General features: G+C 60.3%; 22 protein-coding genes. 10 read left to right on the top strand and 12 right to left on the bottom strand.

Annotated features, from left to right (window positions below):
- On the bottom strand, nt 1-1,258 hold a 1,258-nt coding region (locus DBR18_RS08695), incomplete at its 3' end, for a carbon starvation CstA family protein (RefSeq protein ID WP_305891531.1).
- A 160-nt stretch (nt 1,259-1,418) separates the two neighbouring features.
- On the opposite strand from DBR18_RS08695, the gene DBR18_RS08690 reads away from it, so the two are divergent.
- On the top strand, nt 1,419-1,787 hold the full coding sequence (locus DBR18_RS08690; protein WP_108590046.1) for a PilZ domain-containing protein: 369 nt from the start codon (nt 1,419-1,421) through the stop codon (nt 1,785-1,787).
- A gap of 100 nt (nt 1,788-1,887) precedes the next feature.
- Here DBR18_RS08690 and radA read toward each other — a convergent pair whose 3' ends face one another.
- From radA to katB, 3 genes are read right to left on the bottom strand one after another with little or no spacing between them, the layout of a single operon-like run.
- A complete protein-coding gene (gene radA, locus DBR18_RS08685) occupies nt 1,888-3,255 on the bottom strand; it encodes a DNA repair protein RadA (protein ID WP_003228407.1) in 1,368 nt (455 codons plus the stop codon).
- Between the two features lie 43 nt (nt 3,256-3,298).
- Complete coding sequence (locus DBR18_RS08680; RefSeq protein WP_108590045.1) at nt 3,299-3,835, bottom strand: ankyrin repeat domain-containing protein; 537 nt, start codon at nt 3,833-3,835, stop codon at nt 3,299-3,301.
- Between the two features lie 60 nt (nt 3,836-3,895).
- Nucleotides 3,896-5,437, bottom strand: coding sequence for a catalase KatB (katB, locus tag DBR18_RS08675; RefSeq protein WP_108590044.1), 1,542 nt, complete (start codon nt 5,435-5,437; stop codon nt 3,896-3,898).
- Between the two features lie 286 nt (nt 5,438-5,723).
- On the opposite strand from katB, the gene mscL reads away from it, so the two are divergent.
- Nucleotides 5,724-6,137, top strand: coding sequence for a large-conductance mechanosensitive channel protein MscL (gene mscL, locus DBR18_RS08670; protein ID WP_108590043.1), 414 nt, complete (start codon nt 5,724-5,726; stop codon nt 6,135-6,137).
- Nucleotides 6,138-6,178: 41 nt separating this feature from the next.
- Here mscL and DBR18_RS08665 read toward each other — a convergent pair whose 3' ends face one another.
- The gene (locus DBR18_RS08665; RefSeq protein WP_108590042.1) at nt 6,179-6,955 is read right to left on the bottom strand and encodes a ferredoxin--NADP reductase; all 777 of its coding nucleotides are present in this window, start codon (nt 6,953-6,955) and stop codon (nt 6,179-6,181) included.
- A gap of 310 nt (nt 6,956-7,265) precedes the next feature.
- Between DBR18_RS08665 and DBR18_RS08660 the strand changes: the two genes are divergently transcribed.
- Nucleotides 7,266-7,994: an autoinducer binding domain-containing protein gene (locus DBR18_RS08660; RefSeq protein WP_108590041.1), complete on the top strand. Its 729-nt coding sequence runs from the start codon at nt 7,266-7,268 to the stop codon at nt 7,992-7,994.
- Between the two features lie 151 nt (nt 7,995-8,145).
- Nucleotides 8,146-9,270 carry a class I SAM-dependent methyltransferase gene (locus tag DBR18_RS08655; RefSeq protein WP_108590040.1) on the top strand — a complete coding sequence of 375 codons (1,125 nt, stop codon included), beginning with the start codon at nt 8,146-8,148 and terminating at the stop codon, nt 9,268-9,270.
- A gap of 74 nt (nt 9,271-9,344) precedes the next feature.
- Here DBR18_RS08655 and DBR18_RS08650 read toward each other — a convergent pair whose 3' ends face one another.
- The 3 genes from DBR18_RS08650 to DBR18_RS08640 form a co-directional block, all read right to left on the bottom strand.
- Nucleotides 9,345-9,512, bottom strand: coding sequence for a DUF2474 domain-containing protein (locus tag DBR18_RS08650; protein ID WP_108590039.1), 168 nt, complete (start codon nt 9,510-9,512; stop codon nt 9,345-9,347).
- Nucleotides 9,513-9,640: 128 nt separating this feature from the next.
- Entirely contained in the window at nt 9,641-10,648 is a 1,008-nt protein-coding gene (cydB, locus tag DBR18_RS08645) for a cytochrome d ubiquinol oxidase subunit II (protein ID WP_108590038.1), read from the bottom strand.
- 3 nt (nt 10,649-10,651) lie between these two features.
- Nucleotides 10,652-12,094 carry a cytochrome ubiquinol oxidase subunit I gene (locus DBR18_RS08640; RefSeq protein WP_108590037.1) on the bottom strand — a complete coding sequence of 481 codons (1,443 nt, stop codon included), beginning with the start codon at nt 12,092-12,094 and terminating at the stop codon, nt 10,652-10,654.
- Between the two features lie 542 nt (nt 12,095-12,636).
- Here DBR18_RS08640 and DBR18_RS08635 point away from each other — a divergent pair.
- Nucleotides 12,637-13,875, top strand: a complete 1,239-nt coding sequence (locus tag DBR18_RS08635; protein ID WP_108590036.1) for an MFS transporter — start codon at nt 12,637-12,639, stop codon at nt 13,873-13,875.
- A gap of 6 nt (nt 13,876-13,881) precedes the next feature.
- Here the strand turns inward: DBR18_RS08635 and DBR18_RS08630 are convergent, their stop codons facing one another.
- Both DBR18_RS08630 and DBR18_RS08625 read right to left on the bottom strand, forming a co-directional pair.
- On the bottom strand, nt 13,882-14,433 hold the full coding sequence (locus DBR18_RS08630) for a DJ-1 family glyoxalase III (protein ID WP_108590049.1): 552 nt from the start codon (nt 14,431-14,433) through the stop codon (nt 13,882-13,884).
- A gap of 67 nt (nt 14,434-14,500) precedes the next feature.
- Entirely contained in the window at nt 14,501-14,950 is a 450-nt protein-coding gene (locus DBR18_RS08625) for a DUF4879 domain-containing protein (RefSeq protein WP_108590035.1), read from the bottom strand.
- Nucleotides 14,951-15,174: 224 nt separating this feature from the next.
- Here DBR18_RS08625 and DBR18_RS08620 point away from each other — a divergent pair, with 224 nt between their 5' ends.
- The 4 genes from DBR18_RS08620 (at nt 15,175) to DBR18_RS08605 (ending at nt 19,131) form a co-directional block, all read left to right on the top strand.
- The gene (locus tag DBR18_RS08620) at nt 15,175-16,470 is read left to right on the top strand and encodes an NCS2 family permease (protein ID WP_108590034.1); all 1,296 of its coding nucleotides are present in this window, start codon (nt 15,175-15,177) and stop codon (nt 16,468-16,470) included.
- Complete coding sequence (gene trmA / locus DBR18_RS08615; RefSeq protein ID WP_108590033.1) at nt 16,467-17,546, top strand: tRNA (uridine(54)-C5)-methyltransferase TrmA; 1,080 nt, start codon at nt 16,467-16,469, stop codon at nt 17,544-17,546. Before DBR18_RS08620 ends, trmA begins: the two co-directional genes overlap by 4 nt.
- Nucleotides 17,547-17,830: 284 nt before the next feature.
- Nucleotides 17,831-18,280, top strand: a complete 450-nt coding sequence (aroQ, locus tag DBR18_RS08610; RefSeq protein ID WP_108590032.1) for a type II 3-dehydroquinate dehydratase — start codon at nt 17,831-17,833, stop codon at nt 18,278-18,280.
- Nucleotides 18,277-19,131, top strand: coding sequence for a shikimate dehydrogenase (locus tag DBR18_RS08605; RefSeq protein ID WP_108590031.1), 855 nt, complete (start codon nt 18,277-18,279; stop codon nt 19,129-19,131). Before aroQ ends, DBR18_RS08605 begins: the two co-directional genes overlap by 4 nt.
- A 78-nt stretch (nt 19,132-19,209) precedes the next feature.
- On the opposite strand, the gene DBR18_RS08600 is transcribed toward DBR18_RS08605, so the two are convergent.
- Both DBR18_RS08600 and quiC read right to left on the bottom strand, forming a co-directional pair.
- Nucleotides 19,210-19,887 (bottom strand): TetR family transcriptional regulator, encoded by a 678-nt coding sequence (locus tag DBR18_RS08600; RefSeq protein ID WP_108590030.1) that lies wholly within the window; start codon nt 19,885-19,887, stop codon nt 19,210-19,212.
- A gap of 102 nt (nt 19,888-19,989) precedes the next feature.
- Nucleotides 19,990-21,891, bottom strand: coding sequence for a 3-dehydroshikimate dehydratase QuiC (quiC, locus tag DBR18_RS08595; protein WP_108590029.1), 1,902 nt, complete (start codon nt 21,889-21,891; stop codon nt 19,990-19,992).
- A 353-nt stretch (nt 21,892-22,244) separates the two neighbouring features.
- On the opposite strand from quiC, the gene DBR18_RS08585 reads away from it, so the two are divergent.
- Nucleotides 22,245-23,582: an MFS transporter gene (locus DBR18_RS08585; protein WP_108590028.1), complete on the top strand. Its 1,338-nt coding sequence runs from the start codon at nt 22,245-22,247 to the stop codon at nt 23,580-23,582.
- Nucleotides 23,583-23,622: the final 40 nt, after the last annotated feature.

Here is a 23,622-nt window from a genome sequence, read left to right as displayed (position 1 = left end):
CAAAACCCCAGCTGCTGACCATCTGCGCCACAGAGGCGACGTCACCGCCAACCACGGCGGCCGGGCTGTTCATGGCGAAGTACACGCCCGGCTCGATCACCGAAGCGGCAACCATGGCCATGATCGCCACGAACGATTCCATCAGCATGCCGCCGTAACCGATGTAACGGGCGTTGGTTTCGTTATCCAGCAGCTTCGGCGTGGTGCCCGAAGAAATCAGCGCGTGGAAGCCCGATACCGCACCGCAAGCGATGGTGATGAACAGGAACGGGAACAGACCGCCCTTCCACACCGGCCCGGTGCCGTCGACGAACTGGGTCAGCGCCGGCATTTTCAGCTCGGGCATGGTCACCAGAATGCCGATCGCCAGGGCGATGATGGTGCCGATCTTGAGGAAGGTCGACAGGTAGTCGCGCGGCGCCAGAATCAGCCACACCGGCAACACGGCGGCAACGAAGCCGTAACCGATCAGCATCCAGGTGATTTGCACGCCGGTGAAGCTGAAGGCCTTGGCCCACACCGGATCAGCGGCAATCTGACCACCGAGCCAGATCGAACCGAGCAACAGCAACACGCCGATGACCGAGATCTCGCCAATGCGACCCGGACGGATGTAGCGCATGTAGATGCCCATGAACATCGCGATCGGGATGGTCGCCATCACGGTGAAGATGCCCCACGGGCTCTCGGCCAGTGCCTTGACCACGATCAGCGCCAGCACCGCGAGGATGATGATCATGATCAGGAAGCAGCCGAACAGCGCGATGGTGCCGGGGATACGGCCCATTTCTTCACGCACCATGTCGCCCAGGGAACGGCCGTTGCGCCGGGTCGACATGAACAGAACCATGAAGTCCTGCACCGCGCCCGCCAGCACCACCCCGGCAATCAGCCAGAGCGTACCGGGCAGATAGCCCATCTGCGCCGCTAATACCGGGCCGACCAGTGGGCCTGCGCCGGCAATCGCCGCGAAGTGGTGACCGAAAAGAATGTGTTTGTTGGTCGGCACGTAGTCCAGACCGTCGTTGTTGAGCACGGCGGGGGTGGCCCGACGCGGATCCAGTTGCATCACGTTGTTGGCGATGAACAGACTGTAGTAACGGTACGCCACCAGATAGATGGCCACTGCTGCGACCACGATCCACAAGGCGTTGATCGCCTCTCCTCGGCGCAATGCCACTACGCCCAGGGCGCACGCTCCTACGATTGCCAGCACTAGCCAGGGTAAGTGGCGTAGCAGGCTATTATTATTTTTCATTTTATTATTCCAGCCAGGGTGGACAAGAAAGACAGCCACCTCGAGTTTAGCGCTACTGGCGCCAAAGACCATACCCCGACATAGGTCTATCTGGCCCGTTCGCGCTGGCATGCCCGAACAATGCAGGTCTATAGTCAGCGAACCTTCGGAGGATTGCGCCATGAGCGAGCACCCAGCCAACCGTCGTCGCTTCAAACGTATTGCGTTCGATGCCAGAACCGAGCTGAGTCAGGGCGAGTACATCTGGCCGGTGAAGCTGATCGATCTGTCGCTGAAAGGGTTGCTGATCGAAATGCCAGAGCCGTGGTTGGGCGATGCAGCGCAAGACTTTTTCGTCAGGATCCATTTAAGTCCGGACGTCGAAATCGAAATGGATGTGCATCTGGCTCATGAAGAAAACGGCCAGTTGGGATTCGTCTGCCGGCATATCAGTCTGGAGTCGATCCAGCGCTTGCGGCGGTTGATCGAGCTGAATCTGGCGGATGAAGCCGAGCTTGAGCGTGAACTCGGCGCCCTGATCGAACTGTGAATTTGTAGGAGCTGCCGAAGGCTGCGATCTTTTGACATTGCTCCTCTAAAACAAGATCAAAAGATCGCAGCCTTCGGCAGCTCCTACAAGGAAACCGTAGTTATTCGAATAGCGCGTCGAGCGCCTGTTCCAGGCGCGTCACGGCAATGATCTGCAACCCTGCCGGCGCTTCCTTCGGCGCGTTGCCCTTGGGTACGATCGCGCGTTTGAAGCCATGCTTGGCCGCTTCCTTCAAGCGCTCCTGCCCACTCGGCACCGGACGCACCTCGCCAGACAAACCGACTTCGCCAAACACCAGCAGATCATGGGGCAACGGCCGGTTGCGCAGGCTCGACATCACCGCCGCCATCAGCGCCAGGTCAGACGCCGTCTCCAGCACCTTCACCCCGCCGACCACATTGAGGAACACATCCTGATCGTGGGTCGGAATGCCGCCGTGGCGGTGCAGCACCGCCAGCAACATCGCCAGACGATTCTGATCCAGGCCCAGCGTCACCCGGCGCGGATTCGCCAGATGGCTGTCATCCACCAGTGCCTGCACTTCCACCAGCATCGGCCGGGTGCCTTCCCATGTAGCCATCACCACGCTGCCTGGGACTTCTTCTTGCGCGCGCGTGAGAAAAATCGCCGAAGGGTTGGAGACTTCTTTCAGGCCCTTGTCGGTCATGCCGAACACACCGAGTTCGTTGACCGCACCGAAACGGTTCTTCACCGCCCGCAGCAAGCGCAGGCGCCCATCTGACTCGCCTTCGAAATACAGCACAGTATCGACCATGTGCTCCAGCACCCTCGGGCCTGCGAGCGCGCCTTCCTTGGTGACGTGACCGACGAGGAAAATCGCCGTGCCGCTCTGCTTGGCATAACGCACCAGCAGTGCCGCACTCTCGCGCACCTGCGAAACACCACCGGGGGCTGATTGCAATTGTTCGGTGAAGATGGTCTGGATCGAGTCGATCACCATCACCTTGGGTTTTTCCTGACGGGCGGTGGCGATGATGGTTTCGATACAGGTTTCGGTCATCACCCGCAATTGATCTTGAGGCAAACCCAAACGCCGGGCACGCATGGCCACCTGTTGCTGGGATTCTTCACCGGTGACGTACAGCGCCGGCATGCTCTTGGCGAGGTTGCACAGGGTCTGCAGCAGAATCGTCGATTTGCCGATGCCCGGATCACCGCCGATCAACACCACCGAACCATCGACCAGACCGCCACCCAGCACCCGGTCCAGTTCACCGGACGCGGTGGAGAAGCGTGGAATCTCCTCGATGCTGACTTCGGCCAGGGTCTTGATCTGCGCCTGCTGCCCGGCCCAGCCGGTACGCCCGGTGGGCGCGGTGGCGCCGCCGCTCTCGATCATGGTTTCGGTCAGGGTGTTCCAGGCGCCGCATTCGCCGCACTGGCCCGCCCACTTGGGAAAGGTTGCGCCGCACTCGGTGCAGCCGTACATGCGCTTGGCCTTGGCCATCTGGTTCCCCCGGCAAAAACCGCGATGATAACGCAGCCACCGTTCAGCGCGGTGCGGCGGTACGGATTTCACCGTTGGCCAGACGCGCGGCACTGTTGCCCAGCGGATCCTCGGCATTGAGATCGGCGCCCTTGGCCTTGAGTGCGTCGAGCAGTTCAACACGCTTGAACAACCCGGCGTACATCGCCGCAGTCTGGCCTGCGCCGTTGCGTTGATCCGGGCTGCAATCAGTCGCCATCAGCCGTCGGGCGATCTGCATCTCGCCTTTGAAAATCGCGCCCATCAGCGCCGTGTTGCCGCGCTGGTCCTGCGCGCAGGCATCGGCGCCCGCCGCCAGCAAGCGGTCAACCGCCGCGCCCTGGCCGTGATACGCCGCCAGAATCAGCGCGGTGTAACCCTTGCTGTCGCGCGTATCGAGGGAATAACCGGACTCGATGAAAGTATCGAGCATCGGCACATCTCCGCGCCGGGCGGCGTCGAAGTAGTAATCCTGCAATTGGACCTTGATCGCCTCGGGGTCCTGCTCGGCCTGCGCCGTCCAGGACAGGCAGCCGAGCAGCAATAAAAGACAAAAGCGCATCAGTCGTCTCCTTCAACAGAGCGGGGCCTGGATCAGGCCCCGCGTTGCATGGCGTCGAGATCAGTCGACCAGTTTCGCTGCCAGCGCCTTGACCCGGCTCAGGTCACCCTTGGCCACTTTGGTGACGCCGGTGCCGTATTCCGGGTCGGCCTTATAGAGGAAGGACAGGATGATGTGCTTGCTCTCGTCGTCGGTGGTCGCCAGCGAGCCGCCGAAACTGTTGATCAGATCCTGACGCTCCTGCTGGCTGAATGAGCGATACAGATCACCGGCCTGCTTGAAATTCTGCTCACGCTGAATCTTCGCCTGCTGGGTGCTGCCCGACAGTGTCAGTTGGCTGTAACGCGCGCTTTGAGGCTCCTCACGCGGTTGCAGGCGGCTTGGCTGATAGTTCACGCCAGACTGGGTGGCACCGAAGTTCATCGCGCCGTCCTGATTGCCATTGTTGACCGCAACTTTTGGCGCGTTGATCGGCAACTGCAGGGCATTGGCGCCCAAACGATACATTTGCGTATCGGCATAAGAAAACACCCGCCCCTGCAACAAACGGTCTTCGGAAGGCTCGATACCCGGAACAACATTGGCCGGCGCCATGGCAACTTGTTCGGTTTCCTGGAACACATTGGCTGGATTACGATTCAACACCATTTGTCCAACTTTTCGCTCAGGAACATTCGGCCAGATCTTGGTCGCGTCCAACGGATCGAAATCAAACTTGGACAAATCTTGCGGATTTAGCACTTGGATGTACAAGTCCCATTTCGGAAAGTTGCCCTTGTTGATATTAGTTACCAAATCATTGGTCATGTGACTGTAATCCTTGCCCTGAACTTTTTCGACTTGTTCAGGTGTCAGGTTCTTGATGCCCTGCAAACTTTTCCAGTGAAACTTCACATAGTGCACTTCGCCTTTGGCGTTAACCAACTTGTAGGCGTGCACACCATTACCGTCCATCTCCCGATAACTGGCTGGAGTACCTGAATTGGAATACAGCTCGGTCAGCGTACGGGTCGCTTCCGGCACATGAGAGAAGAAGTCGAAACGGCGCGAGTCATCGTCAAGGTTGGTACGCGGATCGGGCTTGAAGGCGTGAACCATGTCCGGGAACTTGATCGCGTCGCGGATGAAGAAGGTCGGAAAGTTGTTGCCCACCAGGTCCCAGTTGCCATCGGCGGTGTAGAACTTGGTGGCAAAACCGCGCGGATCGCGCAGGGTTTCCGGGGAGTGATTGCCGTGCACCACGGCGGAGAAACGCACAAACACCGGCGTTACCTGGCCTGCGGCAAACACTTTGGCCTTGCTCAGGTCGCTGAGGTCGTTGGTCACTGTGAACGTGCCGTGGGCACCGGTGCCACGAGCATGCACCACGCGCTCGGGAATGCGCTCACGGTCGAAACGCTGGAGCTTCTGGATCAGCTGTACATCCTGCAGCAGCACCGGGCCGTTGGCACCGGCAGTCTGCGAATTCTGGTTGTCGCCGACCGCTGCACCGTTGTCCCGGGTGAGCGGCGCGGCGTTCACGGAGAAGCTCAACAGGCCGACAGTAAGCAGGCCGACCGTGCGGCGAAGGGGAAAGGCCGCCAATTCAAGAGTGGAATTCATATCAGGTTCCTCTGGTTTTTTTGAGCGCATCCAGGTGCGCCAGCCAGAGGCTAGAGGGCTATGCGAAGGAACATAAATAGAAAGTTCGTAATTCCATGATTGAAAATTTTCGCTTCCTGTTCAGCGGGTTACGGCGTATTTCGCGCGCGATTAGTGGCACTTTGCAAACTAATCGTCGATTAATGTGTCGATAAAAACGGGCATTGTAAGAAGGTGTTTCGCGCAGGACGCGTTTTGCTGATTTACACTGCGTACACCAAACTCATCTGTAACAAGGAAATAACCTATGGGCGTGCTAAGTGAGTTCAAGGCCTTCGCGGTCAAAGGCAATGTGGTCGACATGGCCGTCGGTATCATCATCGGTGCCGCCTTCGGCAAAATCGTTTCGTCCTTTGTCGGCGACGTGATCATGCCGCCAATCGGCCTGCTGATCGGCGGGGTGGATTTCAGCGACCTGGCCATCACGCTGAAAGCCGCTGATGGTTCGGCTCCGGCCGTCGTGCTGGCGTATGGCAAATTCATTCAGAGCGTACTGGACTTCATCATTGTCGCGTTTGCGATCTTCATGGGCGTCAAGGCCATCAACCGCCTCAAGCGTGAAGAAGCCGTGGCGCCAACGTTGCCACCTGTGCCGACCAAAGAAGAAGAACTGCTAGGCGAGATCCGCGACCTGCTCAAGGCTCAGAACACGCGGCCCTGAACGCTGCACCTATTGCAACGGCGCCTGAGGGCGCCGTTTCCTTACCAGTAGTTTTCCACCGCCACCTGCCCTGGCTTGCGTGAAAGGCTCAGGCGCAGTCCTCGCGCCTTGAGCAAGGCCCGGGTGTCATCGATCATCTGCGGGTTGCCGCAAAGCATGACTCGCGAATGCTCGGCCGTCAGTTCCAGGCCCGCCGTACGCTCCAGCTCGCCGCTTTCGATCAGCGTGGTGATGCGTCCATTCAATGCCCCGCCAGCCTGCTCGCGGGTGACCGTCGGGATGAATTGCAGCTTGTGCGCGTACTCGGCCAGATAATCACGCTGCGCCAACTGCCGGATCAGCTCCAGATAGGCCAGCTCCCGGGCTTCACGCACGCTGTACACGAGGATGATCCGCTCGAATCTTTCCCACACCTCGAAGTCCTGCAGGATCGACAGGAACGGCGCGACCCCGGTGCCGGTGGACAACAGCCAGAGATCCCGGCCATCGACAAAACGATCCAGTGTCAGATAGCCAAAGGCCTGACGCTCGACAAGCAAGGTGTCGCCGACTTTGAGCCGGCTCAGCTCGCTGGTGAACTCGCCCCCCGGCACCACGATGGAAAAGAACTCGAGAAATTCGTCGAACGGCGAAGACACCATCGAATAGGCGCGCCACACCGTGCTGCCATCGGCCTTGGTCACGCCGAGGCGGGCGAACTGCCCGGCGCGGAACCGAAAGCCCGCATCACGTGTGGTACGCAGGGTGAAAAGGCTAGAGGTCAGGGGATTTACTTCGAGCAACGTCTGGGCCGTGAATTTCTCTGCACTGGCGGTCATGGGAGACTCCATTCAACGATTGCCCACAGTGTCGCGCAAAATCAAAAGCCTAAACACGGACAGTTTGTGCTGTCTTGCATTCGGAACGCGAAAAATAAATCATATTTAAGAATGCTAACCAGTAATAAAAATATCAGATTAACAGCAACATCTAATAATCTCCCCCACTAATAACCAATTATTCAATATTCAAAACAGCCAAGAGCAAAAAGTTCAAAACTTTACGTGGGAAATATCCTACACTCGGATTCGTGCCGGTCCCTTTGGATCCAACCGCACCCCACCCAGTAGGAGAGTCACGGAGTTTTTAATGGAAATGTGGAAGGAGTCGCAATTAAAGCAACTGACTTTCGCAAGGGAGATAGAGTCTGCCTATCCGATCCTGTTGAGATTTGCAGAAAACATAGGTTTCAATTTCTGCGCCATCTCGTTGACCTCGAATAGTCGAAACGACAATTTAAATGCCTTGCAAATCAATAACTATCCAAAAAAATGGAACGAACTCTATGAACTTGAACGTTACAGCAGGATTGACCCGGTAATAGCACACTGCAATCACTGTATGTTGCCGGTGATATGGGAACAAGGGCTCTATTCAAAAACGCCAGAACTATGGAGCGCGTTGCAAGAGCATGGATTGCGCCACGGCTGGTCACAGTCGTTTCATCATGAAGCGTCCGGCCTGTGCACCACGCTTAGCCTTGTCAGAAAAAATGGCCCACTGAGTTCGCTCGAGCTGTACGAACACTTTGGCTATATGTTCTACGTGACCAGTCATCTGAGCGAATTGTTCGCCAGAACCCTGCCCAAACAGGGCGACGCTGTCACTCGGCCACGGCTCTCACCCCGGGAGCTGGAGGTACTGAAGCTTTCCGCTGTCGGCAAGACCGCCTATGAAATTTCGCGGATCCTTTGCCTCAGCGAACGGACCGTGAATTATCACGTGCAAAACGTGATTTCGAAGTTGAACGTGTGCAACAAGATTTCAGCCGTCATCGCTGCCACCCGCATCGGCCTGCTGGACGCACCTGACCCTTAAAAACCTGCGAGTATTCAAGCGGAAAAAAAAGTACCATTTGCGACCTTCCTGAGTGATGACGTGAACCCGACGTCGTGGTGCACTCGGACGGTTCCGCAGTACGCTCATCCGGGCTGTGGGCCACCCGTTGATTACCCAGAGCTTCCCTGCCATGCCCTTGTTCGAAACCCCCTTCGCCCGACTCGACCTGATCCGCCAGCCCGAGCAGCAAAATGAACCGCTGCAAGCCTTCGATGCAGCCGACGAATACCTGCTCAACCATCTGGCAGCTGAACAACCGGCGGCCGGGACTCGAGTGCTGGTACTCAATGACAGCTTCGGCGCCCTCGCGGCCAGCCTCGCGGGCAAAGTTCAGGTCAGCAGCAGCGGTGACTCGTTTCTGGCGTTTCAGGGGCTGGAAAAGAATCTGGTGCGCAACGGCCTGGCCTTCGATGCGGTGCGCGGCACCCCGGCCAGCGAGCCGTTGGTCGGCCCCTTCGACCGGGTACTGATCCGTGTGCCGAAAACCCTGGCCCTGCTCGAAGAGCAACTGATTCGCCTGCAAGGCCAACTGGCACCGGGTGCACAAGTGGTGGCGGCAGCGATGGTCAAGCATCTGCCACGGGCGGCCGGTGATCTGCTGGAGCGTTACGTCGGTCCGGTGCAGGCGTCACTGGCGGTGAAGAAGGCACGCCTGCTGATTGCGACCCCTGAAGCGAAAACTCCGGCCATCTCGCCCTACCCTTCACGCTACTCGCTTGACGAGCCGGCTATCGAATTGCTCAACCACGCCAACGTGTTCTGCCGCGAAGGGCTGGACATCGGCACTCGCGCGTTCCTGCCGCATCTACCGAAAAACCTCGGTTCAGCACGGGTCGCCGACCTGGGCTGCGGCAACGGTGTATTGGCGATCGCCAGCGCTCTGCACAACCCTGACGCGCATTACACGCTGGTCGACGAATCGTTCATGGCCGTGCAATCGGCTGCCGAGAACTGGCGTGCCGCGCTGGGGGAGCGCGAAGTGATCGTACGTGCCGGCGATGGTTTGGCCGGTCAAGAGCCGCAATCGCTGGACGTGGTGCTGTGCAATCCGCCGTTCCACCAGCAGCAGGTTGTCGGTGACTTTCTGGCCTGGCGCATGTTCCAGCAAGCCCGCGAGGCGCTGGTGGTGGGCGGCGCGCTGTACATCGTCGGCAACCGTCACCTGGGTTATCACAGCAAACTGGCGCGGCTGTTCCGTGGCGTCGAGCAAGTGGCTGCCACGCCGAAATTCGTAATTCTCAAGGCCCGCAAGTAAACCGTCAGGCAAAAAAAACCCTCTGCGGTACAGAGGGTTGTAAACCGTGCCCAAGGGCAACGGGACGGGATGTGTCAGTGTGTGGTCAAACCGGCCGCGTTCATGAACAGGCGCATCAGGCTGGCGACAATGAACAGCGCGCCGACGCTACCGATCCAGATCAGGGCCAACCAGCCGAGCCGCTGCCACAGCGGCTTTTTTTCGGCCTCTTCAATCTCGTGCAGGGAATGTTTGCCGTTCATTGCATCGTTCCTCCGTTAAAGCGCGCTGTAGGAGCTGTCGAGTGAAACGAGGCTGCGATCCTTTGATCCTGATTTTCAAATCAAAAGATCGCAGCGTGCCGCAGCTCCTACACAGATTTCACACAGTTCTAGTGGTAACCGTCTTCGTGGGTGACCTTGCCGCGGAACACGTAGTAGCTCCAGAAGGTGTAACCCAGGATGAACGGGATGATGAACAGCGTTCCGACCAGCATGAAGCCCTGGCTCTGCGGCGGTGCGGCGGCGTCCCAGATCGAGATCGACGGCGGCACGATGTTCGGCCACAGGCTGATGCCCAGACCGCTGTAGCCGAGGAAAATCAGCACCAGGGTCAGCAGGAACGGCGTGTAGTTGGCATTGCGCGCCACAGCGCGGATCAGCCCGTACATCGTCACCAGCACCAGAATCGGCACCGGCATGAACCAGAACAGGTTGGGCATGCTGAACCAGCGTGTGGCGATTTCCGGGTGAGCCAGCGGCGTCCACAGGCTGACGACGCCGATCACGGCCAGCAGCACGAACGCCAGCGGCCGTGCGAGGTTGTGCATCTGCTCCTGCAGCTTGCCTTCGGTCTTCATGATCAGCCAGGTGCAGCCGAGCAAGGCATAGGCCACCACCAGCGCCGCGCCGCAGAACAGCGTGAACGGCGTCAGCCAGTCCAGTGAACCGCCGGCATATTGCCGATTGACCACCGGCAAGCCGTCGATGAACGCACCGAGTGCCACGCCCTGGAAGAACGTCGCCGCCACCGAACCACCGATGAACGCCTTGTCCCACAGGTGACGCTTGTCGTCCCTGGCCTTGAAGCGGAACTCGAACGCCACACCACGGAAAATCAGGCCGATGAGCATGAAAATCAGCGGCAGGTACAGGGCTGACAACACCACCGAATAGGCCAGCGGGAACGCGCCGAACAATGCCGCGCCGCCGAGCACCAGCCAGGTTTCATTGCCGTCCCACACCGGAGCGACGGTGTTCATCATCACGTCACGGTCGACTTTGCCCGGAATGAACGGGAAGAGAATCCCGATCCCCAGATCGAAACCGTCCATGACCACGTACATCATGATGCCGAAGATGATGATCACGGCCCAGATCAGCGGAAGATCAATACCCATGATTCAAATCTCCTTGGTCAGGCTGGGGCGATGGTCAGCGTCGGCGCCATCGTCGTCGGCTGCGGACATCGGCCGGGCCGGCGTGCGTTTCTTGCCCGGACCACCGTCGTTGGTTTCCTTGCCTTCGTCGGTTTTCGGCCCTTTGCGCACCAGACGCATCATGTAGCCAAGCCCCGCACCAAACAGCGCGAAATACACCACGACAAACATGATCAGGGTGATGCTCATCTGCATGAAGCTGTGGTTGGAGGACGCATCCGCCGTGCGCATCAGCCCGTAGACCACCCATGGCTGACGCCCGATTTCAGTGGTGAACCAGCCAGCGAGGATCGCGATCAGGCCGGACGGCCCCATCCACAATGCCAGATAGAGGAACGGGCGCGAGGTGTAGAGCGAGTCGCGCTTGCGCAGCCACAGGCTCCACAGACCGGTGAAGATCATCAGGAAGCCGAGGCCGACCATGACCCGGAACGACCAGAACACGATGGTCGAATTCGGCCGGTCTTCAGGCGGGAACTCCTTGAGTGCCGGCACTTGCTTGTCCAGCGAGTGGGTCAGGATCAGGCTGCCGAGGTAGGGGATTTCCACGGCGAACTTGGTTTTCTCTTCCTTCATGTCCGGCCAGCCGAACAGGATCAGCGGGGTCGCTTCGTTGCCTTTGTTTTCCCAGTGGCCTTCGATCGCAGCGATTTTCGCCGGCTGGTGCTCGAGGGTATTGAGCCCGTGGAAGTCGCCGATAACTGCCTGGATCGGTGCGACGATCAGCGCCATCCACATCGCCATCGACAACATGGTGCGGATCGCCGGGTTGTCCTTGCCGCGCAACAAGTGCCAGGCCGCCGACGAGCCGACGAAGAACGCCGTGGCCACGAACGCAGCGGTCGCCATGTGCATCAGGCGATACGGGAACGATGGGTTGAAGACGATGGCCAGCCAGTCGGTCGGGATCACCTGACCGTTGACGATCTCAAAGCCTTGCGGGGTCTGCATCCAGCTGTTGGAGGCGAGAATCCAGAATGTCGAGATCAGCGTGCCGATGGCCACCATCACCGTGGAGAAGAAGTGCAGGCCGCGCCCGACCTTGTTCCAGCCGAACAGCATCACGCCGAGGAAACCGGCTTCGAGGAAGAATGCCGTGAGCACCTCGTAGGTCAGCAACGGCCCGGTGACGGAACCGGCGAAGTCCGAGAAACGGCTCCAGTTGGTGCCGAACTGATAGGCCATGACCAGTCCGGACACCACGCCCATGCCGAAGTTGACGGCAAAGATCTTCGACCAGAAGTGGTAGAGGTCCCGGTAGGTGTCATTGTGGGTCTTCAGCCACAGACCTTCGAGCACCGCCAGGTAACTCGCCAGGCCAATGGTGATGGCCGGGAACAGGATGTGGAACGAGATGGTGAACGCGAACTGAATTCGGGCGAGATCGAGTGCCTCTAAACCGAACATATGGCTTCCTCTGTCAGGTAATACCGGCAACAGGGCTTGTGGCCCCTGCGCCTACTGCCCCCACGGATATGGAGTGCGGCGAATTCTGATTCGTTCTTTTTAACAGCCATCGCAACGCAGGGAGTCTGGCCGACGGGCCACCAGACCATCGCCTGGGAGGGTCTTGATCTGGATCAAGCAACGTTGAAAGAGTAGTCCCATTTGCGACGAACAACCGCGTGGTCGTTTGCCGCGTGACAAGTTGCCTCATTGCCCGGGCAACGCTCTGAAATACATCCCCAGAGCGGCACGACCTGTAGCGAGGGGATTCATCCCCGATGGGCAGCGAAGCAGCCCCCCCTCAGATACACACTGCCTTTTGGTTGTGTCGGCAGTGTTTACGACTGCTGCGCAGTCGATCGGGGATGAATCCCCTCGCCACAGGGGGATCGGCATCCAGAACCGAGATAGATGTCTGGCTAACTAAATTTTTTGTCATAGCAACTTCCTGTTACAGACTGGTGATAACCTCGCGGTTCCCCCAGAGCCAGACCTGCCTTCAGATGCCCAGCCAAGAGCCCCTGCTGTTACGTCACCATCGTCCGTTTCTCGCGTTCTGGTTCGCCCGGATCTTTACCGCCAGTGGCTTTCAGATGCTCACCGTGGCGATCGGCTGGAATCTGTACCAGTTGACCGGCAACGTGCTCGACCTGGGGCTGGTCGGGCTGGTCGAGTTCGCGCCACGGGTGCTGTTCATGCTGCACACCGGGCACGTCGCCGATCGCTATGACCGGCGCCGGGTTGCGGCGATCTGCCAATCGTTGCAGGCATTGATCGCGCTGGCGCTGGCCATCGGCAGCGCCACCGATCACATCACCCGGGAAATGATCTTCATCCTCGCCTTTCTGCTCGGCGGCGCACGCTCCTTCGAACTGCCGACCACCCAGGCGCTGCTGCCGAGCATCGTGCCCACAGCACTGTTCCCCCGGGCCGTGGCTGCCGCGCAATCGGCACAGCAGTCAGCCACCATCGTCGCCCCGGCGCTGGGTGGTTTGCTCTACGCGTTCGGCAGTGTCTGGGTCTACGGCCCGACGGTGCTGCTCTATGTCATCGCCTGCACGTTGATGCTCAACCTGCCCGCCCGACAAACACCGCTGAACAAGGGCAAAGCCACCCTGGATTCGTTGCTGGCGGGGATTCGCTTCATTCGCAGCCGCCCGGACATCCTCGGGGCGATTTCACTGGACCTGTTCGCCGTGCTGCTCGGTGGCGCAACGGCGCTGCTGCCGGTGTTCGCCAAGGACATTCTGCTGACCGGGCCGTGGGGCCTGGGCCTGCTGCGCTCGGCGCCGGCGGTTGGCGCGCTGGGGATGTCACTGTTCCTCGCCCGGTTCGCCGTCGAGCGCAACGTTGGCCGGGTGATGTTCACCGCGGTCGGCGTGTTCGGCGTGGCGACCATCGCCTTCGGCCTGTCCACCTCGTTCTGGTTCTCGCTGGCAGTGCTGGTGGTGCTCGGCGCGGCGGACATGATCAGCATGGTGATCCGCGCCTCCTTCGTGCAACTGGAGACCCCCGACGAAATGCGCGGTCGGGTCAGCGCGGTGAACGGCCTGTTCATCGGCGCCTCCAACCAGTTGGGCGAATTCGAATCCGGCCTCACCGCACACTGGTTCGGCACCGTGCCGGCCGTGGTCATGGGTGGCATCGGTACGCTGGTGGTGACGGGGACGTGGATCAAACTGTTCCCGACCCTGGCCAACCGCGACCGGATGCATGTGCCGGTGGAAGAGGTGAAGGTCTGACTCTCGTCAAACCAACACCTCCCCCGCCACTTTCGCCCGCAACGCCTTGCCACCAAGCTGCTCCACCAGCATCAGGGCAAAGTCCAGTGCGCCACCGGAGCCTTGGGCGGTGATGCAGTTGCCGTCGACCACCACCGGTTGGTCAACAAACGTACAGCCCGACAATTGATGACTGGCACTCGGCAGGCAGGTCATGCGTCGTTGACGCAGGACGCCAAAAGCTTGCAGGGCGATGGCCGGGGATTCGGCGATGGCGGCGAACAGGCGCCCGGCGCTGGCCTGGTTCTTGAGCAATTGTTGCAGCGGCTGATGCGCCGCCAGATGCTGGGCGCCGACGGCGCCGCCGGGCAGGACGATCAGGTCGAAGGTCTGCGCCAGTACATCGACCAGCATGCCATCGGCCGTCAGGCGTGTGCCGCGCGCGCAGGTCAGCATGCGCCGGCCTTCGATGCTGGCCGCCACGACTTCGACGCCGGCGCGGCGCAGCACGTCGATCAGGGTCACGCTTTGCAGATCATCGATGCCCTCGGCGAGGGTAATCAGGGCTCTAAAGGTCATGGCCGCCATCCGCTGGGTGATCTTCCAAGCGTAGTCAGCTTTGCCCTGCCCTGTTCGGTGACAGCCGTTACTTGATGTAAAGCTGGGTCGACAGTGTGTTGCGCGGTGCGTTGATCGAGGTGTTGCTGAAAGTGAAAGTGCCTTCCTGTTTGCCCGCCAGATCGAAGGTATACAGCGAGCCTACAGTTTTGCTGCCGGGCGTGCACTCGGTCAGATTACCGTTATCGAAAGCACACACCGGGGCGCGGGTGCCGTTGACTTCAAAGCCGTCCAGCGTGGCGTGTGGCTGGTTCTGGCCGTAACCGACTTCCAGCACATACACCTTGATGCCCGGCCCGGCGTGATTGCATTGGGTCTGCGACTGGCCATCGCCAATGTCTTCCAGGCCACAGGCCGGCGACTGGACCTTGATCACTTTCACTTGCGTCAACGGTGGCGCCGAGGCTGCAAGCGCCGCCGTCGAACCGGCCATCAGCCCTGCCACTACCCCGAAAGCCTTCATCCAGCACTTGCCCATGTGGTCGCAATTCCCCGAAAAATTCAGCGCGCAGTATGGCGCAGATAACCCTGCGGCAAAACTTCGACGACGTTCGGCACCAACATCCGCCATATTCCTCACGCGGCTGGTATGATGCGCGGCTTTTTCCGGCCCACCACAATTTTCCAGGCGCTTGCGACGGTCTGTGCTTTGCTGTTGAGGTCGATACATTCACGGCGCCACGCGCGCCACGGGGAGCAGACATGCTGGAAAGGCTGTTTCAACTCAAGGCACACAACACCAACGTGCGTACCGAGATTCTTGCGGGCGTCACGACCTTCCTGGCCATGGCCTACATTCTGTTCGTCAACCCGAGCATTCTCGGCGAGACCGGCATGGACAAGGGCGCGGTGTTCGTCGCCACCTGTCTGGCAGCCGCCATCGGCTCGACCATCATGGGCCTGATCGCCAACTACCCGATCGCCCTCGCACCGGGCATGGGCCTGAACGCCTTCTTTACCTACACCGTGGTCCTGCACATGGGCCATACCTGGCAAGTGGCGCTGGGCGCGGTGTTCATCTCGGCGGTGTGCTTCTTCCTGCTGTCGATCTTTCGCATCCGCGAATGGATCATCAACAGCATCCCGCTGCCACTGCGCTCGGCAATTGCTGCCGGTATCGGCCTGTTCCTGGCGCTGATCGCCCTGCACAACGCCGGCATCGTGGTCAGCAACCCGGCGACCATGGTCGGCCTCGGTGACCTGAAAGCCCCGGCGCCGATCCTCGCCACCCTCGGCTTCGCCCTGATCGTTGCCCTCGAAGCGCTGAAAGTGCGCGGCGCGGTGCTGATCGGCATTCTGGCGGTGACCATCGTGTCCATCGCCATGGGCTTCACCCCGTTTGGCGGCGTGACCTCGATGCCACCTTCGCTGGCCCCGACCTTCATGCAACTGGACATCAAGGGCGCACTGGACATCGGTCTGGTCAGCGTGATCTTCGCCTTCCTGTTCGTCGACCTGTTCGACAACTCCGGCACCCTGATCGGCGTCGCCAAGCGCGCCGGCCTGATGGGCAAGGACGGCCACATGCCGAAAATGGGTCGCGCACTGATCGCCGACAGCACCGCGGCGATGGCCGGCTCGCTGCTGGGCACTTCGACCACCACCAGCTACATCGAATCCGCTGCCGGCGTGAGTGCTGGCGGCCGTACCGGACTGACGGCCATCGTCGTGGCAATCCTGTTCCTGCTGGCGCTGTTCTTCTCGCCACTGGCGGCCAGCGTTCCAGCCTTCGCCACCGCACCGGCGCTGCTGTTCGTCGCCGTGCTGATGACGTCGGGCCTGGCGGAAATAGACTGGGAAGACATTACCGTCGCCGCACCGGTGGTGGTGACTGCGCTGGCGATGCCGTTCACTTACTCGATCGCCAACGGCATCGCGTTCGGCTTCATTTCCTGGACCGTGATCAAGCTGCTGTCGGGCCGCGCCCGTGAGCTGAACCCGGCGCTGGTGATTCTGTCGATTCTGTTCGTGATCAAGTTGGGTTGGTTCAACGCATGACTTTCGATTCCCAGGCCTACGCCACTCAGCTCGAAGACAAGGTCACGCGCTTGCGTGACCTGCTGGCCCCGTTCGATGCGCCAGAGCCGACGGTGTTCGACTCGCCGCTGCAGAACTTCCGCTTGCGCGCGGAATTTCGCCTGTGGCGCGAGGCCGGCGAGCGGCACTACGCGATGTTCTCCCAGGACGACAAACGCACGCCGATCCTGATCGAAGAATTCCCGATTGCCAGCCTGCGTATCAACCAATTGATGCCGCAGCTCAAGGCAGCGTGGCAGGCCAGCTCGGCGTTGAGCCACAAGCTGTTTCAGGTGGAGTTTCTGACCACCCTGGCCGGCGATGCGATGATCACCCTGTGCTATCACCGTCCGCTGGACGAGCACTGGCACGCCGCCGCGTCGAAGCTGGCGGCTGATCTCAACGTCAGCGTTATCGGGCGTTCCAAGGGCAAGCGCGAAGTGATCGGCCACGATTACGTGGTGGAGAAACTCGAAGTCAGCGGTCGCACCTTCAGCTATCGCCAGCCGGAAGGCGCGTTCACCCAGCCCAACGGCACGGTGAACCAGAAGATGCTCAACTGGGCATACGAAGCGCTGGGCGATCGCAGCGACGATCTGCTGGAGCTGTACTGCGGCAACGGCAACTTCACCCTGCCGCTCGCCACCCGCGTGCGCAAAGTGCTGGCGACCGAGATCAGCAAGACCTCGGTCAACGCCGCACTGAGCAACCTCAGTGAAAACGCTGTGGATAACGTCACGCTGGTGCGTCTGTCCGCCGAAGAGCTGACCGAAGCGCTGAACGAAGTGCGTCCGTTCCGTCGCCTGCAAGGCATCGACCTGAAGAGCTACGAATTCGGCAGCGTGTTCGTCGACCCGCCACGCGCCGGCATGGATCCGGATACCTGCGAGCTGACCCGGCGTTTCGACAACATCCTGTACATCTCCTGCAATCCGGAAACCCTGGCGGCCAACATCGCCCAGTTGCACGACACGCACCGCATCACCCGCTGCGCGATGTTCGACCAGTTCCCGTGGACGCATCACATGGAGTCCGGGGTGTTGCTGACCCGCCGTTGATTGCCAATGCCAGATGCAAGAAAGCCGTCGTGATTGACGGCTTTTTTTTGGGCGCCAGAAAAGATCGCAGCCTGCGGCAGCTCCTACCCTGAAATACATTCCCCTGTAGGAGCTGCCGCAGGTTCGGGCCGCGTTCGGACGATCTTTTGATCTGTGCGATCACCGAACACTAAGCGCCAGACGCAACGCTGTTCAATTGACCATGGTAACCATCTGGTACATTTTACCTCCACAGGCTGAAACCCTCGGCCCAAGCCAACAACAATAAGTGGAGTTTGCCCCCCATGCCCCCTATCGTTCTGGTGCTCAACGGCCCGAACCTGAACCTGCTCGGCACCCGTGAACCGGCGACCTACGGTCACGAAACCCTGGCTGACATCTCTGCCCTGTGCGGGCGCGCCGCCGAAGAGTTCGGCCTGGCGGTGGAGTTTCGCCAGACCAATCACGAAGGCGAGCTGCTCGACTGGATTCACGCTGCACGCGGACGCTGCGCCGGAATCGTGATCAATCCCGCGGCCTGGACACACACCTCGGTGGCGATCCGCGACGCGCTGGTCGCCAGTGAATTGCCGGTGATCGAAGTGCATCTGTCCAACGTCCATGCGCGTGAGCCGTTCCGCCATCATTCGTTCGTCTCGGCCATTGCCACCGCGGTGATGTGCGGCTTCGGCAGCCATGGCTATCGTCTGGCCCTGGAACATTTCAGCCAGCGTTTGAGGGGGCAGGCAGCATGAGCCGGTACAACGTGATCCTCGCCGGACTGATCGGCGCCGGCATTCAAGCCTCGCGCACGCCTGCGCTGCATGAGCACGAAGGCGATGCGCAAGGCCTGCGCTATCTGTATCGCCTGATCGACCTTGACCAGCTGCACATGGACAGCAGCGCCCTGCCCGACTTGCTGCTGGCCGCCGAGCGCATGAACTACACCGGCCTGAACATCACCTTCCCGTGCAAACAGGCGATCATCCCGCTGCTCGATGAGCTGTCGCCGGAAGCCCGGGGCATTGGTGCGGTCAACACCGTGGTGCTCAAGGATGGCAAACGCATCGGCCACAACACCGATTGCCTGGGTTTTGCCGAGGGGTTTCGCCGTGGCTTGAAGGATGCCGCCCGAGAGCGTGTCGTTCAGATGGGCGCCGGCGGTGCGGGTGCTGCGGTGGCCCATGCGCTGCTGAGTGAAGGCGTTCGGCAACTGAGCATTTTCGATGTCGACCGCGAGCGGGCCGAGAGTCTGGCGCACAACCTCAACCAGCATTTCGGAGTCGGTCGCGCCGCTGCCGGGCGTGATCTGCCGGGTACGCTGAATCAGGCCGACGGTCTGGTGAACACCACGCCGATGGGCATGGCAAAACTGCCGGGCATGCCCGTGCCGGTGGAGTTGTTGCGCAAGGAATTGTGGGTCGCGGAGATCGTTTACTTCCCGCTGGAAACCGAACTGCTGCGCAACGCCCGCGCCCTCGGTTGCCGCACGCTGGACGGCGGCAACATGGCGGTGTTTCAGGCGGTGAAGGCGTTTGAGCTGTTCAGTGGCGTGGTGCCGGATGCGCAGCGGATGCTTGCGCATTTTCAAAGCATGAATATTTGAAGATCAAAAGATCGCAGCCTTCGGCAGCGCCTACATGGCCTTGTGTAGGAGCTGCCGAAGGCTGCGATCTTTTGCTTGTCACGGCTGCAAGTAGCGCAACACCGACTCGCAGATCATCTCGCGATGACGCTGCTTGATGGCTTCGTCCGGCAGGTCGATCTGAAAGATCTCACCGAACGTGTGGCGGTTCGAGACGCGGTAGAAGCAGAACGAACTGATCAGCAAGTGCACGTCCAGCGCATCAAGGCCTGCGCGGAATACACCCTCTTGCGCGCCACGGCGCAAAATCTCGCCCAGCGAATCGAGGATCGTGTTGTTCATTGCCTTGATCGCATCCGAACGCTTCACGAACTCGGCGTTGTGGATATTTTCGATGCACACGATCCGCACGAAATCGACGTTGCGGTCGTGGTGATCGAAAGTGAACTCCACCAGTCGACGGATCGCCACCACCGGCGGCAACTCGGCCAGGTGCAAGCGGTTTTCGGTGCTGCGGATGTCGCCGTAGAGTTTCTCCAGCACCTCGACGTACAACTGCTCCTTGCTGCCGAAGTAGTAATAGATCATGCGTTTGGAGGTGTGAATGCGCTCGGCGATCGCGTCGACGCGCGCGCCGGACAACCCTTGCTGGACGAACTCGACGATCGCCTCCTGCAGGATGTTCTCGCGGGTCTTTTCCGGGTTGTTCTTGCGACTCTTGCGCGGCTCGGTGCCAGATTCGACGGGGGCTGCGGGGAGTTCTGATGTCATTGTCATTGCGGGCTCACGGCCATCACTGCACAGGCTGGCGATTATGGGCCGCACAACTGCGCTAAGGAAGCTGTGCAGCCTGTGTTTAATCCCGCGTTTACGAAATTCCTACAACTTGGCCTGGCGCACGGCGCCGCTGCGTGATTTGGCCATTGCCGCCAGGCGCACCGCCACGTTCGCCGCCCCGTAACCGGCGTAACCGTTCTTGCGCTGGATGATCTCGAAGAAGAACCGCCCCTCGAACGGCTCGGTGTACACATGGAACAGCTCGCCGCCCTGGGCATCACGGTCGTAGAGCACGTTGTAATACGCCAGCTCGCTGAGAAACTCATCATCGAAGTCGAAGCGTGCCGCGAGGTCGTCGTAATAGTTGAGCGGGATATCCAGCAACGGCACGCCAGCCTCTTTGGCGCGACTGACTTCGGCGAAGATGTCATCACAATCGAAGGCGATGTGATGCACACCCGAGCCGCGATAACTCGACAGCGCGTGGGAGATCGCGGTGTTGCGGTTCTCCGAGATGTTCAGCGGCAAGCGAATCGAACTGTCGCGGCTGCGCAACGCGCGGCTCTTCACTAGGCCGTAAGGGTCGGGCAGCACCACTTCATCGTCGGCCTCGAAATCCAGCAGGCTCTTGTAGAACAGCACCCAACTGTCGAGGCTGTCCGCCGGCAACGCCATAGCCATGTGGTCGATGCGCTTGAGGCCGCCACGGGCGACAGCATCGGGCAGCAGATGGAAGTCAGTGCCATAAACGTCCGCCGCTTCATCTACCAGATAAATCAGGCTGCCGTCCGGCGCGCGTACGGCGGCCAGTTCCAGTTCATTAGGGCCGACCAGCCCGCGATAGGGCTGGCCCTTGTAGGCAACGGCGCGGGCCAGCGCGCTGGCGCTGTCCTTGACCCGCACGGCAGTGGCGCACAGCGACGGGCCATGGGCCTCGAAGAAACTGTGGCCGAACGAATACGGTTCGGCGTTGAGAATCAGGTTGATATCGCCCTGACGCAACAGGCTTACACCCTTGGAGCGGTGTTGCCCGGCCTTGACGAAACCCAGGCGTTCCAGCCAGTTCGTCAGTTTGGCGCCGAGTGCTTCGTCCACCGCGAACTCGAGAAACTCGATGCCGTTGTACTCGCTGGCCTTTGGCGTTTCGAAAAGGATTTCGCGGTTACTTACCGGCGTTACCTGCTGCTCCAGACGCTGGCGGGTTTTCTCCTCCAGATACAGCAGCGAACGCAACCCATCGGCGGCATTCGCCCGTGGCGGCGCGGCGCGGAAGCCATCGTTGAAAATTTCCAGCGACAGTGGCCCGGTGTAGCCGCTCTGGATGATCGGCGCGAGGAACCCCGGCAGATCGAACTCGCCCTGCCCCGGGAAGCAGCGGAAATGCCGGCTCCACTCCAGCACATCCATGGCGAGGATCGGCGCGTCGGCCATTTGCACGAAAAAGATCTTGTCGCCGGGAATGTCGGCGATCGCGCTTGGATCGCCTTTGAGCGACAGGGTGTGAAAGCTGTCGAGCAGCACGCCGAGCGCCGGATGATCGGCCTGACGCACGATGTCCCAGACCTGTTGATAAGTATTGACGTGTCGGCCCCAGGCCAGCGCTTCATAGCCGATGCGCAACCCGCGGGCGCCGGCACGTTCGGCCAGCAGGCGCAGATCATCGACCAGAACCTGCCGGTCGCCGACGCTGTCCGCCGAGGCGTTGCTGCACACCAGAATCAGATCGGTGCCCAGTTCCTGCATCAGGTCGAATTTGCGCTCGGCCCGCTCCAGATTGCGTGCCAGACGATCACGGCGGCAGCCCTCGAAATCGCGGAACGGCTGGAACAGCGTGATCGCGATCCCCAGATCAGCGCACATCTGCCTGACTTCCCGGGGGCTGCCGTCGTAATACAGCAGATCGTTTTCAAAGATCTCGACGCCGTCGAACCCGGCGGCGGCGATGGCTTCGAGTTTTTCCGGCAGGGTGCCGCTCAGGGAAACGGTGGCAATGGAACGCTGCATGTTTCTACTCCCGGACTTCGCCGCGCTTATCTTTAAGGTAGGAGCTGCCGAAGGCTGCGATCTTTTGATCCTGGTCCTGAAAAGCAAATTCAAAAGATCGCAGCCTTCGGCAGCTCCTACACAGGATGTTTTTTATCGTGGGGAAATTATTGGCTGCATGACTGCGCACAGCAATTTAAAGTGTACTACCCGGTTAGTTTTGCGTGCGATTATCGAACACTATGGCGTTTCGGCGAATTGACGATTTTTCGTCCACTGCCCACCATCGACTCCACATTGAGTCCGGAAATGAACCTTCGGTCGCAGTGCCTTGCAAACAACACCACATAACAAATTCAAAAACGGGTGGAACAATGATTCCTTCACAGACTTCCCGCATGGCCCCGGCCATGAGCACTGCCACGGGTGGCATCGGCGACAAGATCCGCGGCGCCATGGCCGTCGGCAAGACCCGTTGGGGCATGCTGGCGCTGGTGTTTTTCGCCACCACCCTGAACTATATCGACCGCGCCGCCCTCGGCGTCATGCAGCCAATCCTCGCCAAGGAAATGAGCTGGACGGCGATGGATTACGCCAACATCAACTTCTGGTTCCAGGTCGGCTACGCCATCGGTTTCGTCCTGCAGGGACGCCTGATCGACCGCATCGGGGTCAAGCGCGTGTTCTTCTGCGCGGTGCTGCTCTGGAGCCTGGCCACCGGCGCCCACGGCCTGGCGACGTCGGCGGTCGGTTTCATGGTCTGCCGGTTCATCCTCGGCCTGACCGAAGCGGCCAACTACCCGGCCTGTGTGAAAACCACACGCTTGTGGTTCCCAGCCGGTGAACGCGCGGTCGCCACCGGTATCTTCAACGCCGGCACCAATGTTGGCGCGATGTTCACACCGATGCTGCTGCCGCTGATCCTGCACGTGTGGGGCTGGCAGGCGGCGTTCCTGTGCATGTCGGCACTGGGCGGGATCTGGCTGCTGCTCTGGGGCTTGAAATACTTCAACCCGGAAGACCATCCGAGCGTCAAACAGTCGGAGCTGGAATACATCCAGAAAGAAATCGAGCCGGAACAGGCCCGCGTACCGTTCTCACGCATCCTGCGCATGCGTGGCACCTGGGCGTTCGCCCTCGCCTATTCGCTGACCGCGCCGGTGTTCTGGTTCTATCTGTACTGGCTGCCACCGTTTCTCAATCAGCAATACAACCTGGGCATCAACGTGACCCAGATGGGCATCCCGCTGATCATCATCTATGTGACCGCCGACTTCGGCAGTGTCGGCGGCGGCATTCTGTCCTCGTTCCTGATCGGGCGCGGCATGAACCCGATCAAGGCGCGGCTGCTGTCGATGCTGCTGTTTGCCTGCTGCATCGTCGGTGTGGTCATGGCGGCGGGCTCGAGCAATCTGTGGGTCGCAGTGGCGGCCATTTCCCTGGCCATCGGCGCGCATCAGGCCTGGACCGCGAATATCTGGAGTCTGGTGATGGACTACACGCCCAAGCACATGATGAGCACGGTGTTCGGTTTCGGCGGCATGTGTGCGGCGATCGGCGGGATGTTCATGACCCAGATCGTCGGCCACATCCTCACCGTCACCCACAACAACTACACCGTGCTGTTCACCCTGATTCCGGCGATGTACTTCCTCGCGCTGACCTCGATGTACTTCCTGGCACCGCGCAAGATTCCAACCGTTACCGAATAACCTGCCTGCACCCTCCGTCCCTTGTAGGAGCTGCGGCACG

Origin of the sequence: Pseudomonas sp. HMWF021, from assembly GCF_003061005.1 — a bacterium.
Lineage (GTDB): Bacteria > Pseudomonadota > Gammaproteobacteria > Pseudomonadales > Pseudomonadaceae > Aquipseudomonas.
The sequence above is the reverse complement of the archived record's forward strand: the minus strand, read 5'-3'. Positions and strand labels throughout refer to the sequence as shown.